This is a genomic window from Amycolatopsis sp. SID8362 (genome assembly GCF_010550475.1).
In the GTDB taxonomy this organism is placed as follows: domain Bacteria; phylum Actinomycetota; class Actinomycetes; order Mycobacteriales; family Pseudonocardiaceae; genus Amycolatopsis; species Amycolatopsis eburnea.
The window spans coordinates 1-15,000 of sequence record NZ_JAAGNB010000484.1; the positions used below are offsets into that span (position 1 = coordinate 1).

Consider the following 15,000-nt stretch of genomic DNA (forward strand, 5'->3'; position numbering starts at 1 on the left):
CTGCCGCCCCGTCGGCGCCGGCCGCGCGTCCCGCGGCCCCGGTGTCGCCGGAGCTCGCCGCGCTGCGCGGCACCGTGCAGAAGGCCAGCCGGATCCGCCAGATCACGGCCACCAAGACCCGCGAGTCGCTGCAGATCGCCGCGCAGCTCACGCAGGTCCAGGAGGTCGACGTCACGAAGATCGCCAAGCTGCGCTCGCGCGCGAAGGCGGCCTTCAAGGAGCGCGAGGGCGTCAACCTGACGTTCCTGCCGTTCTTCGCGAAGGCCACGGTCGAGGCGCTCAAGCAGCACCCGAACGTCAACGCGTCCTACAACGAGGACACGAAGGAGATCACCTACCACGGCGCCGTGCACCTGGGCATCGCGGTGGACACCGAGCGCGGGCTGCTCTCGGTCGTGATCCACGACGCCGGCGAGCTGAGCCTGGCCGGTCTCGCGCACCGGATCGCCGACCTGGCGGGCCGCGCGCGGTCGGGCCAGATCAAGCCGGACGAGCTGTCGGGCGGCACGTTCTCGATCACGAACATCGGCAGCGTCGGCGCGCTGTTCGACACGCCGATCATCGTGCAGCCGCAGTCGGGCATCCTCGGCACCGGCGCGGTCGTCAAGCGCCCGGTGGTCATCGCGGACGCCGACGGCAACGACACGATCGCCGTCCGGTCGATGGCGTACCTGCCGCTGACCTACGACCACCGCCTGGTGGACGGGGCCGACGCGGGCCGCTTCCTGACGACGATCAAGCAGCGCCTGGAAGAGGGCAACTTCGAGGGCGAGCTCGGCCTCTGAGGTTTCCGTAGTCCGTGAAGGCCTCCTTACCGGTCATAAACGCCGGTAAGGAGGCCTTCACGGCTTTCCGGGCCCGGTGAGCGAGTCCGGGTGTGCGGTCGCGCAGCGGATGCGCAACGATCGAGGCATGCGAGTACTGATCGCCGGCGCGAGCGGCTTGATCGGGTCGGCGCTGGGCGACCGCCTGCTGCGCGACGGGCACGAGGTCCGCCGCCTGGTGCGGCGGGAAGCGCGTGGTGGCGGGGAATTCCGCTGGGATCCGCCGTCCGGGACCATCACCGGCGGCGCCTTCGAGGGCGTCGACGCCGTCGTGAACCTCGGTGGCAAGCCGTTGTTCCCCGGCCGGTGGAGCGCGATGCGCAAGCAGGAGCTCACCGACAGCCGCGTCGAGCCGACCGAGGTGCTCGCCGAAGCCGTCGCCGAACACGGGATCGGCGTGCTCGTCAACGCTTCCGCCGTCGGCTACTACGGCAATCCCGGAGCGTCCACTGTGGACGAAACCGCGCCACGCGGGCGGGGGTTCCTCGCCGAACTCTGCGAAGCCTGGGAAGCGGCGACGGCGAGCGCCGGCGACGCGCGGGTGGTGAACATCCGCACCGGGCTGGTGCTTTCGGCGAAGGGCGGCCTCTACGGCACCCTGCGCCCGCTCTTCCGGCTCTGCCTGGGCGGGCGGCTCGGCGACGGCCGCCAGTACATGCCGTGGATCGCCCTCGACGACGAGGTCGGCGCGATCGTGCACGTCCTGACGCACGACGTCGCGGGCCCGGTGAACCTGACCGGCCCGGCGCCGGTGACCAACGCCGAGTTCACCCGCGCGGTCGGCCGCGCGCTGCACCGCCCGGCGCCGTGGTGGGTGCCCGGGTTCGCGCTCAAGGCCGTGCTCGGCCAGGCCGGCGAGGAGATGGCGCTGTTCGGGCAGCGGGCCGTCCCCGCCGTGCTGGAGCGCTCCGGCTACGCGTTCCGGCACCCGACCCTGGACAGCGCGCTCGCCGCGGCATGACGGTCCCGCTCAAGCGCTGGCTCGTCGTCGGTCTCGCGCTGGCGGCGGCGTTCGTCGCGCTCGGGCTCGGCGTGGCGCGGCACCCGCTGACCCTCGATTCCCAGGTGGCGAACGCCCTCCACGGCGTCTACGCGCAGCCGCTCGGGCGGGTGGCGCAGCTCGGCAGCGACGTCCTCGGCCCGGTGCTCCCCTTCGTCCTCGGCGCGGCGCTGCTGGCGCTGGCGTTGCGGCAGCGGCAGCACACGGGGTTGTGCGTGCGGCTGGCGGTCGTGCTGGTGCTGTGCCGGCTGACGAGCGTCGTGTTCAAGCCGCTCTTCCTGCGGGCACGTCCGCGCGACTACCCCGACCTGAGCTACCCGAGCGGGCACGTGACGGCGGTGGCGAGCACCGGGTTCGTGCTGGTGCTGCTGTGCGCGTGGCTGTGGCCGCGGCTGGTCAAGCGCGTCCTGCTCGCCTCGGCGGTGGCGGTCGTGCTCAGCGCGGCCTGCCGCGTGGTGCTGGGCGTGCACTGGGTGTCGGACACGATCGGCGCAGTGCTGGCGGTGACCGGTGTCGGGCTGCTCTCAGCGTGCGCCTTGCGGCTGCTTCCCCCGGGTGACGGGCGTAGCCTCGACGGGTGAGTTCTTCCCGCACCTGCCGCGCCAGCACCGAACCCGTCGAAGTCCGGGAGCTCGGCACGATCGACTACACCGAAGCCTGGGAGCTCCAGCGGACCCGGCTCACCGAGCGCGCCGACGGCACCGCGCCGGACACGATGTTCCTGCTGCAGCACCCGTCGGTGTACACCGCGGGCAAGCGCACCGAGCCCGCTGACCGCCCGACCGACGGCACCCCGGTGATCGACGTCGACCGCGGCGGCAAGATCACCTGGCACGGTCCCGGCCAGCTGGTCGGCTACCCGATCGTGAAGCTCGCCGACCCGATCGACGTCGTGCACTACGTCCGGCGGCTGGAAGAGGCCCTGATCCACGTGTGCGACCAGCTCGGCGTGACGAGCGGCCGCGTGGAGGGCCGCAGCGGCGTCTGGATCCCGGCCGACGACCGCGGCATCGAGCGCAAGATCGCGGCCATCGGCATCCGCGTCCAGCGCGGCGTGACGATGCACGGCTTCGAGCTGAACTGCAACGCGGACCTGGCGGCGTTCGACAACATCGTCCCGTGCGGCATCCGCGACGCGGGTGTGACGTCGCTGTCCTACGAGCTGCAGCGGGACGTCAGCGTGGAAGCGGTACTGCCGCTGGCCCGCGACGCCGTCCTGGCGGCTTTGGAGGGTGAGCTGCCGGTGAGCGAGGACCGCTGGCTCCCCCGCCCGGCGGCTCCCGAGGCCCCCGGCGTCACCTTCGCCCTGCAGAACTGAAAAGCCGTGAAGGCCTCCTTACCGGCTTTTTCGACCGGTAAGGAGGCCTTCACGGACTTGGGGCGCTAGTCCAGCTGCGGGGCGACTTCCGAAGCGACCAGGTCGATCTGGTCCAGGTCCTGCATGTCGAGCAGCTGCAGGTAGAGCCGGGTGATCCCGGTCTTCTCGCGCCACTGCCCGATCCGGTCGACGACCTCCGCGGGCGTCCCGGCCAGGCCGTTCGCGCGCAGCTCGGAGACGTCGCGCCCGAGGACCGACGCGCGGCGCGCGACCTCCTCCTCGGACCGGCCGACGGCGATCACCAGCGCCACCGACCGCAGGATCTCCTTGGGGTCACGGCCGATCTCCCGCGCCGCGTCTTCGACCCTGGCGAACTGCGCGGCCGCGGTCTCGGCGTCGGCGAAGGGCAGGTTGAACTCGTCGGCGAACCGGGCGGCCAGCTCCGGGGTGCGCTTCTTGCCGCCACCGCCGATGATCACCGGCGGCGCGGGCTGCTGCGCCGGCTTCGGGAGCGCGGGCGAGTCCTTCAGCGTGTAGTACCGGCCGTCGAAGGAGTACGTCGAGCCGGCCGGCGTCTTCCACAGGCCGGTGACGATCTCGAGCTGCTCGGCGTACCGGTCGAACCGCTCCTTCAGCGGCGGCAACGTCAGGCCGTACGCCTCGTGCTCGGTGTCGTACCAGCCGGCGCCGAGCCCGAACTCGACGCGCCCGCCGGACATCTGGTCGACCTGCGCGACCGAGATGGCGAGCGGCCCGGGGTGCCGGAACGTCGCCGCGGTGACGAGCGTGCCGAGCCGGATCCGGGTCGTCTCGCGGGCCAGGCCGGCCAGGGTGATCCAGGCGTCGGTCGGGCCGGGCAGGCCGTCGGCCGAGCCCATCTTCAGGTAGTGGTCACTGCGGAAGAAAGCGTCGTAGCCTGCCGCTTCGGCGGCCTTCGCGGCCCGCAGCTGGTCGTCGTAGCTGGCCCCCTGCTGGGGCTCGGTGAAGATCCTCAAGTCCACGCCGTCAGCCTATCGACGGGGAGACCTCCGCGCCGTCCTGCTCGGTCCGCCGCAACCGGACCAGCATGCGGACGATCACGTCCTCGATCTCGGCCCCGACCCGCTTCGGGTCCGGCGAGCTGGCGATCTCGGTCGCCGCGCTGGACAGCGCGCCGAACAGCAGCCGCGCGGTGACCTCCACCGGCACCGGCTCGACCTCGCCCGCGTCGATCAGCGACTGCAGGCCCGAGCGGACCAGCCCGAAGCTGCACCGCTCCTCGGCCTCGCGCCAGCGCTCCCAGCCCATCACCACCGGCGCCTCGTGGATGGCGATCCGCTGGTAGGCGGGGTCGAGGCAGCTGCGGATGAACGCGTTGAGCCCGCCGAGCGCCCGCTCCCACGGCGTGCCCTCGCCGGTCATGATCTTGTCGAGCCGGTCGTAGACGAGGCTCTCGACCTGGTCGAACGCGGCCTCGAACAGCGCCTGCTTGCCGCTGAAGTGGTGGTAGAGGGCTCCCTTGGTGACCCGGGCGCGTTTGGCGATCTCGTCGAGCGAGGTACCCGCGTAGCCGCGTTTGGTGAACAGTTCGACCGCGCTGTCGACCAGCGCCGACCGCGTCGACTCGGAGTAGTCGAGTCGTCTGGACCTCATTGTCGCCACCTTCACAACTTTACGCCCGGAGGATCTCTCCATACTCATGGTATGTTCGCCGGGTCAGGTCCGTACCGGGAGTATGCCGCAGACCCGCGGTATGACCCGGGCCACGGAAGGGGAGCCACACCATGAGCTGGACAGACTTCTACCGGCGGCAGGAAATCCTCGAAGCCGCCGTCCGCCTGGCCGCCCGGAACCCGGGCGCGCCGCTGCCGCTCGAAGAAGTACCGGGTGCCGAAGAGCACTTCGGCACCGAAGAGAACATCCTCACCGCCCTGCAGTACCAGTGGACGCGCACGCTCGGCGGCCGGCTGCGCGCCGAGGTCGCCGACCCGGACGAAGCCGACGGCCTCGGCGACCACGTCGACGCCGTCACCCGCGCCTGGCGCACCGCCGTCGACGAGCACGCCGACCTGCGCGCGGTCCTCGACGGCGCGTACGAGCGGTACGCGTCGCTGCGCCGGATGCACGAGGGCGAGCTGCGGATGCTCGCCGTCACGGCCGGCCTGGCCGACCCGCGCGAGCCGGCCGAGGAGATCGTCAAGGTGGGCCACGCGCTGGAGGCATTGCTGCACACGAGTCGCGAGGAGCCCGTCCGGCGTCGCCCGGTCATGGGACACCTGCGGCGGCTGCTCGCGCCCAGTGCGTAACAATCGGGCCAGCGGCGCGCAGCGCCTCCGTTGAGGGCGGCGGCGGGGGCATGGATGGAGTTAAGTGTCACGCATGACACGCTGGACCGAGAACGACATCGCGGACCAGAGCGGCCGGACCGTCGTGGTCACGGGGGCGAACTCCGGGCTCGGTCTCCGCACCGCCGAGGTGCTCGCGGGCAAGGGGGCCCGCGTGTTCCTCGCCTGCCGTTCGCCCGAACGCGGCGCGAAGGCACTGGACCAGGTCCGCGCGGCCGCCGCGGGCGCCGAACCCGAGCTCATCCCGATGGACCTGAGCGAGCTCGCGTCGGTGCGCGCGGCCGCCGCGTCGGTGCGCGAACGGTCCGGGGACGCCCTCGACGTCCTGGTGGCCAACGCCGGCGTGATGGCGACCGCCCGCGGCCGCACCGCCGACGGCTTCGAGCTGCAGTTCGGCACCAACTACCTCGGCCACGCGGCGCTGACGTGGCTGCTGCTGCCCGCCCTGCGCGGCGGGACGCGCGCCCGCGTCGTCACCCTGTCGAGCCTCGCCGCGACCGGCGCCCGCATCGACCTCGAAGATCCCAACGGCGAGCACCGCCGCTACAACCCGGCGACCGCGTACGGGCAGTCGAAGCTCGCGAACCAGGTGTTCGCCATGGAGCTGGATCGCCGTCTGCGCGCGGCCGGCGACGACGTCCTGAGCGTCGCCGCCCACCCGGGGTACACCGCGACCGGCCTCGGCAGCGGCATGGCCCGCTCGTACTCGAACCCGGTCGTCCGCGGCGTCATCGCGGGCGGCCACCGCATCGGCGAGGCCCTGTTCGCCCAGAACGTCCGCCAGGGCGCGCTCCCGCAGCTGTACGCGGCCACGGCGGACGGCGTCGAAGGCGGCGACTACCTCGCCCCCGGCGGCCTCGGCGGCATGCGCGGGAACCCGGTGAAAGTGCGCCCGCTCACCCCCGCGCTGAGCGAATCGCTGGGAGCCGCGCTGTGGGACGTCACGGCGAAGCTGACCGGCGTCACCCCCGACCCCGCTTAGCCCGGACGGGCGTACGGTTGGAGGCGTGAGTGCTGCGCCTGAAGGCCGGAAGCTGCTGCGTCTCGAGGTTCGCAACAGCGAGACGCCGATCGAGAAGAAGCCGCCGTGGATCAAGACGCGGGTGCGGATGGGGCCGGAGTTCACCGAACTCAAAGGTCTCGTGCGCCGCGAAGGCCTCCACACCGTCTGCGAAGAAGCCGGTTGTCCCAACATCTACGAATGCTGGGAAGACCGTGAGGCCACGTTCCTCATCGGTGGCGATCAGTGCACGCGCCGGTGCGACTTCTGCCAGATCGACACGGGTAAGCCCGCCGCCCTCGACCGCACGGAGCCGCGGAAGGTCGCGGAGTCGGTGCAGGCCATGGGGCTGCGGTATTCGACGGTCACCGGCGTGGCCCGCGATGATCTGGAAGACGGCGGCGCCTGGCTGTACGCGGAGACCGTCCGGCAGATCCACGCGCTCAACCCCGGTACGGGTGTCGAGCTGCTGATCCCGGACTTCAACGCCGACCCCGCGCAGCTGGCCGAGGTGTTCGGATCGCGGCCGGAGGTCCTGGCGCACAACGTGGAGACGGTGCCGCGGATCTTCAAGCGCATCCGTCCCGGCTTCCGGTACGCGCGTTCGCTGGAAGTCATCACGAAGGCGCGTGAAGCCGGTCTGGTGACGAAGTCGAACCTGATCCTGGGCATGGGCGAGACCCCCGAAGAGGTCGCTCCGGCCATGCAGGACCTGGTCGACGCGGGGTGCGAGATCTTGACGATCACGCAGTACCTGCGCCCGTCGCCCCGGCATCACCCGGTGGACCGGTGGGTGAAGCCCGAAGAGTTCGTCGAGCATTCGCAGGCTGCCGAAGCGATGGGCTTCGCGGGCGTCATGGCGGGGCCGCTCGTGCGGTCGTCGTACCGCGCGGGACGCCTGTACGCCCAGACGAAGGCGCACCGCGGCGAGGACCTGCCGGAGAACCTGGCCCACCTGGCCGCCGAAGGCCCGGCCGCGCAGGAAGCGGCGTCGCTGCTCGCCCGGTGACGCACGTCACCCCACCATCCTTAAAGGATCGGTAAAGTGGCGGCATGGCCCTGGTTTCGGACCTCCTCAGCTGGTTGCAAGGACTCCCGGAACCGGGGCTCGTCGCGGCCACCGGCGGCCTGGTGTTCGCCGAGTGCACGATCGGCCTGGGTTTCCTGGCCCCCGGCGAATCCGGCCTGCTGATCGCGGCGACGACGGCGAACACCGTCGCGCGCTTCCTCGCCCTGTGGGCCGTGGTGACGGTCTGCGCGACGGCGGGCGACGCGCTCGGCTACTTCATCGGCCGCCGCTTCGGGCCGCGCCTGCGCGAGACGAAGCTGATCCGCAAGTACGGCCTCGACGCGTGGGACAAAGCCACCGGAGTCCTCGAACGCCGCGGCGCGTGGGCGGTGTTCTTCGCCCGCTTCCTGCCGGTGATCCGCACCCTGACCCCGGCCGCGGCGGGCACGTCGGGCCTTCCGTTCCGCAAGTTCCTCCCCGCCGCGGCGGCGGGCGCCTTCTGCTGGTCCCTGATCCACATCAGCATCGGCGCGGCACTGGGCGAAGCGGCGAAACGCATCGAGGGCGCACTCAACACGGGCGGCCTGATCGTGGTCGCGATCCTCGCGGCGGTAGCGGTGTTCTTCTTGCTACGGCTGAAGAAGCGCAAGACCCTGGCGGCCCCGGACCCGGACCGCGAGCCGGAGCACGTCCCCTGACCCAAGCGCCCCAAGGTGGCCTTGGTTGCGTCAGACGCACCGAAGGCCGCCTTGGGTGCGTCTGACGCACCGAAGGCCACATTGGGTGCATCCAGCGCACCCAACGCGACATTGAGTGTGTCCAGCGCACCGAAGGCCACCTTGGGGCGCTTGAGGCCCGGGCGAGCCATGAGGGTGCGGTCCGGTCTCCCGGGCCGCACCCTCCCGGCGTCAGCGGCGGGCGCGCGCCGCCTTGCCGGTGGCCCAGCCGATCAAGCCGAGCGCCAGGAGCGCCCCACCGGCGGCGAACGGCCAGGAACCGGTGCCCGGAGCAGGAGCCGAAGCCGCGAGGTCGTACCCGCCGAGCTTGCCCTGGTCGCGGTACGCCGACCCGGGCAGCTTGTCGCCGTACAGGCGGTGCACCAGCTGCTGGTACGCCGCCACCGCGACCCCGTCGCCGACCCGCCGGCGGGCCGGGTCGTTCAGCGGGAGCACGCGGCCGTCGCGCACCCGGTACCACGCGTTGACCTGCGGTTCGGTGAACACCAGGTCCCCGTGCGCCTGCGCCGGGTAGGTCAGCTCCTCGGTGCCGGTCGTGAAGTTGGCCGCGGTCAGCCCGGCCGCGTCGCGGGTCACCCACACGGTGGCCTGCCGCCCGGTCGACGCCTGCGCCTTCACCGCGTAGTACGCGAACGACGCCGGCTTCGCGCCCGGCTGACCGGCGACGAACGCGGGATCCAGCGAGTAGACGCTCTGCGGCTCACCGTCCACCTTCGGCGCCTGCGCGACATCGGCGCGCGCGAGACCCGCCCGCCGGTCGAGCTGGCCGAAGAACGCCGACAGCTGGGCGTCCGCCGCCTTGACCGCGGCGGTGACGTCGCCGGACGACGGCGTCGAAGCCGAAGCCGTGCCGCCGAAACCCAGCACCAGTGCCGTCCCCGCGAAGAGCGTGACGAGTCCACGGAAGAGGTTCACGGTCACGCCCCGATCCGGTAGAGGGACTGCGCCCACTGGAACTGCCCGTTGCGGACGTAGCTCGAGTACGCCATCGCGCTGTAGCGCTGGCTGCTCGGCCACGGGTCGCCGTAGTACACGAGGCCGCTGGCATCGTAGCCGTAGATGACCTGGGCGTGCCCGCCGCCGGCGGTCCAGTAGATGCCGGTCTCGATCGGGCGGCGGCCGGTGATCTCGCTCTGCACCGACGCGAAGCTGAGCGCGCCGGTGACCGTGCCGGGCCGCAGGCCGAGCGCCTGGTAGCCGCGCTGCACGTACGTCAGCTCGCCGGGCTGGTTGGGGCACTGCGAACCCGCCGGGTAGCCGCGGGAGTAGTCGCAGAAGGTGTTCTGGCTGGTGTTCGTGCCGTAGCCGAGGAACCGCGCGATGGTCAGGCCGCTCGCGGCCCAGCACCACTGGTTCTGCTCCTGCACCAGCTGGCTGATGGACAACGTCGTCGCTTCGGTGGTCGCGCTCGCGGGCGGGGAGAGCAGGCCGGTGAGGGCCACGCACAGCGCGCCGAGCGCCATTGCTCGTCTGAAGTGCATTCGTTGCTCCTTGTCGGCAACAGGTGGGGACTTCGTGAGCTTTGCCCGTTGCCGCGCCGGGCAGTAATCCCAGCGGGGATAACACCGGCGTTATGCCGCCTATCGGGCGGAGACGAGCCGTTCGCCCGGATTCCGGCCGCACCACCGCGCGAAGTGCGGGTTCCGGTTCAGCGACGCCCGGTGCGCGACCTCCGCGCACCGGAACACCTCGCCGGTCGTCGGCGTCCGTGCGTCGTCCTCGCGCGTCGCGAACAACAACGTCGTCCACAACGGGTCGCCGGCCAGCGGCAGCGCGAGCAGGCCGTGCGGCGGCGCCGAAGCCGCCTGCGCGAGGCAGACCGCGCCCTGCGCGATCAGCGTGCCCGCCGTCCCCGCCTCGGACGTGAAGTGCCGCACCCGCGGCGTGAACCCGGCGGCCGCGCAGGCTTGGGCGAACCGCACGCGCACGCAGTTTTCGTGCGGTGGCGGCAGGATCCAGTCGCAGCCGGCCAGGTCCGCGAGGTCGACGACGCCGCCGCGGATCGCCGGGTGCCCCTGCGCGATCCCGACGAAGATGGGCTCGGTCGCGAGCGTCCGCACGGCCAGCCCGGCGAAGTGGTGCGCCTCGGTCCCGTCGAACTGCTCCAGCAGCGCGACGTCGACGCGGCCGGTCGAGAGCAGCTTCAGCAGGGTCAGCGACGCCGGTTCGGCGTACGTCTGGACGTCGAGGTCCAGCTCCCCCAGCTCCTCGATGAACCGGCCGATGATCAGCAGCGGCACGTACCCGATCCGCAGCGACGCCGGCTCGCTTTCGCCGTGACGGCGGGCGGACGCGACGAGCGCCTGCATGTCCGAGAGCAGCGCGTCGGCGCGGGCGAGCACGAACCGGCCGAGCTCGGTGGGGCGCACGCCGCTGGGCCCGCGGACGAACAGGTCGCCGCCGAGGATCCGTTCGATCCGCTTGAGCTGCGCGGTGAGCGCGGGCTGGCTGACACCGAGCACGGTGGCGGCGCGGCTCACGCTCCCGCCGTCCGCGACGGCGCGGACGGCTCTGAGATGGCGCAGCTCCAGCTCGGCCACCCCAGCAGGTTAACGCCGGCTTCACGGGCGGCACGACCTGCGAAAGTCGGGCTTACTACATTCGGCGGTATGAGTCTCGCGGATCTTCCCCGGCCGATCGGTTTCGTCCTCGGCGGTGGCGGCAGCCTCGGCGCCATGCAGGTCGGCATGCTGCGCGCGCTGACCGAAGCCGGGGCGTCGCCGGACCTGGTGACGGGCACGTCGGTCGGCTCGCTGAACGCCGCCGTCCTGGCCCGCTCCGGCGGCGACGCACTGGCGGACCTCCACGGCATCTGGGCCCACATGACCCGCGCGGAGGCGTTCCCCGGCGGCGTGCTCAGCCGCGTCCGGACGCTGACGCAGAGCAAGACGCACCTCTTCCCCAATTCCGGCCTGGCGGGGATCATCGCCGACCACCTCGGCGCCGAAACCCGGTTCGAAGACCTGGCGCTGCCGCTCGGCGTCGTCACGACGCAGGTCGACACGGCCGAGCCGTTGCTGATCCGGTCCGGGCGGCTGCTCGAGCCGCTGCTGGCGAGCTGCGCGATCCCGGGCATCTTCCCGCCGGTGGCGCACGAAGGACGGCTCCTCTACGACGGCGGGCTCGTCGCGAACGTGCCGATGCGGCAGGCGCTGGCCATGGGCGCGAAGTCGCTGGTGGTGCTGGACTGCGCGTTCCCCGGCAAGATGCCGGACGCGCCGCGGACGTTCGCCGAGGTGATCATGTTCACCGCGATGATCAGCATGCGGAACCAGGCCGTGCTGGAAGCGCCGGTCGCCGCGGCTTCGGTGCCGGTGGTGTACCTGCCGGGGCCCGCGCCGGTACGTGTGAACCCGCTCGACTTCGGGCACACGGAGGCACTGGCGGAACAGGCGTATGAGGCGGCGCGGGAGTACCTCGACGGGCTCGCGGTGCGCGGCCCGGGACTTTACGGGGCTCCGGGGCTCGTCGTCACGTGATCCGCGTCACGCCGATGCACCGATCCGCCAGGAAGAACGTCATCGCTATCGCGTAGTTTTGATGACGAATGCCCGCCGATCCCAATTCTCAAAAAAGAGACAATATGCTCCCCAAGAAGATTTTACTTTCGGTGGCCGGAATCCTCGCCGGGGCACTGCTGGTTTCCGCCTGCTCGTCCGGTGACGACGGCGGTTCTTCCGCCGGCGGAACACCGGCGCCGGGCTCGGCTTCGGCCTCCGAGACGCCGGTCGCGGTGACGTTCGAGCCCGCGGGCGGCGCCGGGGTCAACCCGGCGACACCGATCGTCGTCAAGGCGGCCAACGGGAAGCTGCTCGACGTCACGGTGACCAACAGCGCCAAGGGGAAGACGGTCGCCGGCAAGCTCGCCGACGACGGTTCGAGCTGGACGTCCAGCGAGCCGCTCGGCTACGGCGCGACGTACAAGATCGTCGCGCACGCCCAGGGCGCCAACGGGAAACCGATCGAGCAGGACAACCAGATCAGCACGATCGCGCCGAAGAAGCAGGCGAACGCCAACCTGATCCCGGCCCCGTCCGCGGTGGCGAGCACGGGAGTCGGCGTCGGCCAGCCGATCGTGTTCAGCTTCGGCAAGATCGCCGTCAAGAACAAGGCGGCGGTGGAGAAGGCCCTGACGGTCGAGTCGACGCCGAAGCAGGAGGGCAGCTGGTACTGGATCGACGACTCGAACGTCCACTACCGGCCGAAGGAGTACTGGAAGGCCGGCACGACCCTGAAGGTCTCGGCCAAGATCTACGGCGTCGATTTCGGCGGCGGCGTGTTCGGCGCCGAGGACCGCTCGGAAACGTACAAGGTGCACGATTCCTGGATCGCGAAGGCGGACGGGAACACCGAGCAGATGCAGATCTTCCACAACGGCGCGATGGTCAAGTCGATGCCCATCTCCATGGGCAAGGACGCGACGCCCACCCACCTGGGCGCGCACGTCATTTCGGACAAGCAGGCGAACTACACGATGGACTCCTGCACGTACGGCGTCTGCCCGCCGGACCCGAAGGCGTACCGCTCCGTCGAGAAGTGGTCGGAGCGGATTTCCAATGACGGCGAGTTCGTGCACGAGAACCCGAACAGCGTGGGGCAGCAGGGCAGTTCGAACGTGTCGCACGGCTGCATCAACCTGAACGGCGCGAACGCCCAGTGGTTCTTCCAGAACATGGGCCTGGGCGACGTCGTGGAGGTGACCAACTCGGGTGGCCCGCAGCTGCCGGTTTGGGACCTGTACGGCGATTGGACGAAGTCCTGGGCCGACTGGCAGGCCGGGTCGGCGTTGAAGTAGGGGTTCGGTTCGGCTGGCGGAAGGGCCGGGGCTCGGTGGAGCTCCGGCCCTTTTTCATGCGCTCTGGCGGACGGACTATTCGCGCCGCTACCGGAGGATCGCCCGGGCGGCTCTTGGCAGGCAGCTGGACCCCTCGCGGTGTGAGGTGCCAGCGGACCGGCTCGGGCGCGGCCGTGGCACTGAGTCCGCGGCACGCCGGGTAGGTCACTGGCGCTCAGGTGGCCGGCGCCAACGGGCCGCTCGCACCTCGACGGGGCCGCGAACGGTCCGTTCGCGCTCGCGTGGTCGGCACCAACCGGCCGCTCCTGCCTCGACAGGGTCGCGAACGGTCCGCTCGCGCTCGGGGTCGCCGACGCCAACGGGCCGCTCGTGCTCGGGGTGTGGGTTCCTGGCTCGCCGGCTCGGGTGTCCGCGGGCATGAAAAAGGGCCTGGGCCGGGAGACTCTCGTCTCAACCGGGCCCAGGCCCTTCCTTCACGTTAAGTTCGGCGGTGTCCTACTCTCCCACAACCCTTCGGTTGCAGTACCATCGGCGCTGTCAGGCTTAGCTTCCGGGTTCGGAATGGGACCGGGCGTTTCCCTGACGCTATAACCACCGAAACACTCCGAAACAACACACCCTGGTGTGGTGTTTCAGAACCGTAGAGTGGATGCGCAACATCTTCGTAGACAAGTCCTCGGCCTATTAGTACCAGTCAACTCAACAACACATTACTGTGCTTCCATATCTGGCCTATCAACCCAATGGTCTATTGGGAGCCTTAACCCACAAAGGGTGGGATACCTCATCTTGGAACAGGCTTCCCGCTTAGATGCCTTCAGCGGTTATCCCTTCCGAACGTGGCCAACCAGCCATGCCCTTGGCAGAACAACTGGCACACCAGAGGTTCGTCCGTCCCGGTCCTCTCGTACTAGGGACAGCCTTCCTCAAGTATCCTACGCGCGCGGCGGATAGGGACCGAACTGTCTCACGACGTTCTAAACCCAGCTCGCGTGCCGCTTTAATGGGCGAACAGCCCAACCCTTGGGACCTACTCCGGCCCCAGGATGCGACGAGCCGACATCGAGGTGCCAAACCATGCCGTCGATATGGACTCTTGGGCAAGATCAGCCTGTTATCCCCGGGGTACCTTTTATCCGTTGAGCGACACCCCTTCCACCAGGAGGTGCCGGATCACTAGTCCCGACTTTCGTCCCTGCTCGACATGTCTGTCTCACAGTCAAGCTCCCTTGTGCACTTGCACTCAACACCTGATTGCCAACCAGGCTGAGGGAACCTTTGGGCGCCTCCGTTACTCTTTAGGAGGCAACCGCCCCAGTTAAACTACCCATCAGGCACTGTCCCTGAACCAGATCATGGCCCGAGGTTCAGATTCCCAATTCGACCAGAGTGGTATTTCAACAACGACTCCACAGTAACTAGCGTCACCGCTTCACAGTCTCCCACCTATCCTACACAAGCCGAACCGAAAACCAATACCAAACTATAGTAAAGGTCCCGGGGTCTTTCCGTCCTGCCGCGCGTAACGAGCATCTTTACTCGTAGTGCAATTTCGCCGGGCCTGTGGTTGAGACAGCCGGAAAGTCGTTACGCCATTCGTGCAGGTCGGAACTTACCCGACAAGGAATTTCGCTACCTTAGGATGGTTATAGTTACCACCGCCGTTTACTGGCGCTTAAATTCTCAGCTTCGCCCCGAAAGGCTAACCGGTCCTCTTAACGTTCCAGCACCGGGCAGGCGTCAGTCCATATACATCGTCTTGCGACTTCGCATGGACCTGTGTTTTTAGTAAACAGTCGCTTTCCGCTGGTCTCTGCGGCCACCCACCCCTAGCCTGCAAGAAGCTTCAGGATGTTTGGCCCCCCTTCTCCCGAAGTTACGGGGGCATTTTGCCGAGTTCCTTAACCACAGTTCACCCGATCGCCTTGGTATTCTCTACCTGACCACCTGTGTTGGTTTGGGGTACGGGCCGTGCATGCACTCACTAGAGGCT

General features: G+C 69.7%; 15 protein-coding genes and 2 rRNA genes (1 of these 17 only partly in view). 10 read left to right on the plus strand and 7 right to left on the minus strand.

Features of this window, described 5'->3' with window-relative positions; genetic code table 11:
- The 4 genes from sucB to lipB all read left to right on the plus strand — a co-directional run.
- Positions 1-785, plus strand: a 785-nt coding sequence (gene sucB / locus G3I65_RS14745; protein WP_160696612.1) for a 2-oxoglutarate dehydrogenase, E2 component, dihydrolipoamide succinyltransferase, incomplete at its 5' end; no start/stop codon positions are given.
- Positions 786-912: 127 nt separating this feature from the next.
- Complete coding sequence (locus G3I65_RS14750; protein ID WP_160696613.1) at positions 913-1,785, plus strand: TIGR01777 family oxidoreductase; 873 nt, start codon at positions 913-915, stop codon at positions 1,783-1,785.
- Positions 1,782-2,405, plus strand: a complete 624-nt coding sequence (locus G3I65_RS14755) for a phosphatase PAP2 family protein (protein ID WP_160696614.1) — start codon at positions 1,782-1,784, stop codon at positions 2,403-2,405. The genes G3I65_RS14750 and G3I65_RS14755 overlap by 4 nt, the downstream gene beginning before the upstream one ends.
- Complete coding sequence (gene lipB, locus G3I65_RS14760; protein WP_160696615.1) at positions 2,402-3,142, plus strand: lipoyl(octanoyl) transferase LipB; 741 nt, start codon at positions 2,402-2,404, stop codon at positions 3,140-3,142. Before G3I65_RS14755 ends, lipB begins: the two co-directional genes overlap by 4 nt.
- A 65-nt stretch (positions 3,143-3,207) precedes the next feature.
- On the opposite strand, the gene G3I65_RS14765 is transcribed toward lipB, so the two are convergent.
- Both G3I65_RS14765 and G3I65_RS14770 read right to left on the minus strand, forming a co-directional pair.
- Positions 3,208-4,143, minus strand: coding sequence for an LLM class F420-dependent oxidoreductase (locus G3I65_RS14765; RefSeq protein WP_160696616.1), 936 nt, complete (start codon positions 4,141-4,143; stop codon positions 3,208-3,210).
- A 4-nt stretch (positions 4,144-4,147) separates the two neighbouring features.
- A complete protein-coding gene (locus tag G3I65_RS14770; protein ID WP_086859013.1) occupies positions 4,148-4,774 on the minus strand; it encodes a TetR/AcrR family transcriptional regulator in 627 nt (208 codons plus the stop codon).
- 131 nt (positions 4,775-4,905) lie between these two features.
- On the opposite strand from G3I65_RS14770, the gene G3I65_RS14775 reads away from it, so the two are divergent.
- The 4 genes from G3I65_RS14775 to G3I65_RS14790 all read left to right on the plus strand — a co-directional run bounded on the left by G3I65_RS14775 (position 4,906) and on the right by G3I65_RS14790 (position 8,173).
- The gene (locus G3I65_RS14775) at positions 4,906-5,427 is read left to right on the plus strand and encodes a hypothetical protein (protein ID WP_086859014.1); all 522 of its coding nucleotides are present in this window, start codon (positions 4,906-4,908) and stop codon (positions 5,425-5,427) included.
- Between the two features lie 73 nt (positions 5,428-5,500).
- Positions 5,501-6,448, plus strand: a complete 948-nt coding sequence (locus G3I65_RS14780; RefSeq protein WP_160696617.1) for an oxidoreductase — start codon at positions 5,501-5,503, stop codon at positions 6,446-6,448.
- A gap of 25 nt (positions 6,449-6,473) precedes the next feature.
- Positions 6,474-7,475, plus strand: a complete 1,002-nt coding sequence (lipA, locus tag G3I65_RS14785) for a lipoyl synthase (protein WP_160696618.1) — start codon at positions 6,474-6,476, stop codon at positions 7,473-7,475.
- Positions 7,476-7,519: 44 nt separating this feature from the next.
- The gene (locus tag G3I65_RS14790; protein WP_160696619.1) at positions 7,520-8,173 is read left to right on the plus strand and encodes a DedA family protein; all 654 of its coding nucleotides are present in this window, start codon (positions 7,520-7,522) and stop codon (positions 8,171-8,173) included.
- A gap of 210 nt (positions 8,174-8,383) precedes the next feature.
- Here G3I65_RS14790 and G3I65_RS14795 read toward each other — a convergent pair whose 3' ends face one another.
- The 3 genes from G3I65_RS14795 to G3I65_RS14805 all read right to left on the minus strand — a co-directional run bounded on the left by G3I65_RS14795 (position 8,384) and on the right by G3I65_RS14805 (position 10,752).
- Complete coding sequence (locus tag G3I65_RS14795; RefSeq protein WP_160696620.1) at positions 8,384-9,133, minus strand: hypothetical protein; 750 nt, start codon at positions 9,131-9,133, stop codon at positions 8,384-8,386.
- Positions 9,130-9,693 carry a papain-like cysteine protease family protein gene (locus G3I65_RS14800; RefSeq protein ID WP_160696621.1) on the minus strand — a complete coding sequence of 188 codons (564 nt, stop codon included), beginning with the start codon at positions 9,691-9,693 and terminating at the stop codon, positions 9,130-9,132. The genes G3I65_RS14795 and G3I65_RS14800 overlap by 4 nt, the downstream gene beginning before the upstream one ends.
- Before the next feature lie 99 nt (positions 9,694-9,792).
- The gene (locus G3I65_RS14805) at positions 9,793-10,752 is read right to left on the minus strand and encodes a LysR family transcriptional regulator (protein WP_160696622.1); all 960 of its coding nucleotides are present in this window, start codon (positions 10,750-10,752) and stop codon (positions 9,793-9,795) included.
- Between the two features lie 69 nt (positions 10,753-10,821).
- Here G3I65_RS14805 and G3I65_RS14810 point away from each other — a divergent pair, with 69 nt between their 5' ends.
- Together G3I65_RS14810 and G3I65_RS14815 are read left to right on the plus strand one after the other, a co-directional pair.
- The gene (locus G3I65_RS14810; protein WP_160696623.1) at positions 10,822-11,691 is read left to right on the plus strand and encodes a patatin-like phospholipase family protein; all 870 of its coding nucleotides are present in this window, start codon (positions 10,822-10,824) and stop codon (positions 11,689-11,691) included.
- Between the two features lie 104 nt (positions 11,692-11,795).
- Positions 11,796-13,007: an Ig-like domain-containing protein gene (locus tag G3I65_RS14815; RefSeq protein ID WP_166640114.1), complete on the plus strand. Its 1,212-nt coding sequence runs from the start codon at positions 11,796-11,798 to the stop codon at positions 13,005-13,007.
- Between the two features lie 482 nt (positions 13,008-13,489).
- On the opposite strand, the gene rrf is transcribed toward G3I65_RS14815, so the two are convergent.
- Positions 13,490-13,606 (minus strand): 5S ribosomal RNA (gene rrf / locus G3I65_RS14820).
- A 65-nt stretch (positions 13,607-13,671) separates the two neighbouring features.
- Positions 13,672-15,000 (minus strand): 23S ribosomal RNA (locus tag G3I65_RS14825) (it continues 1,790 nt past the right edge of the window).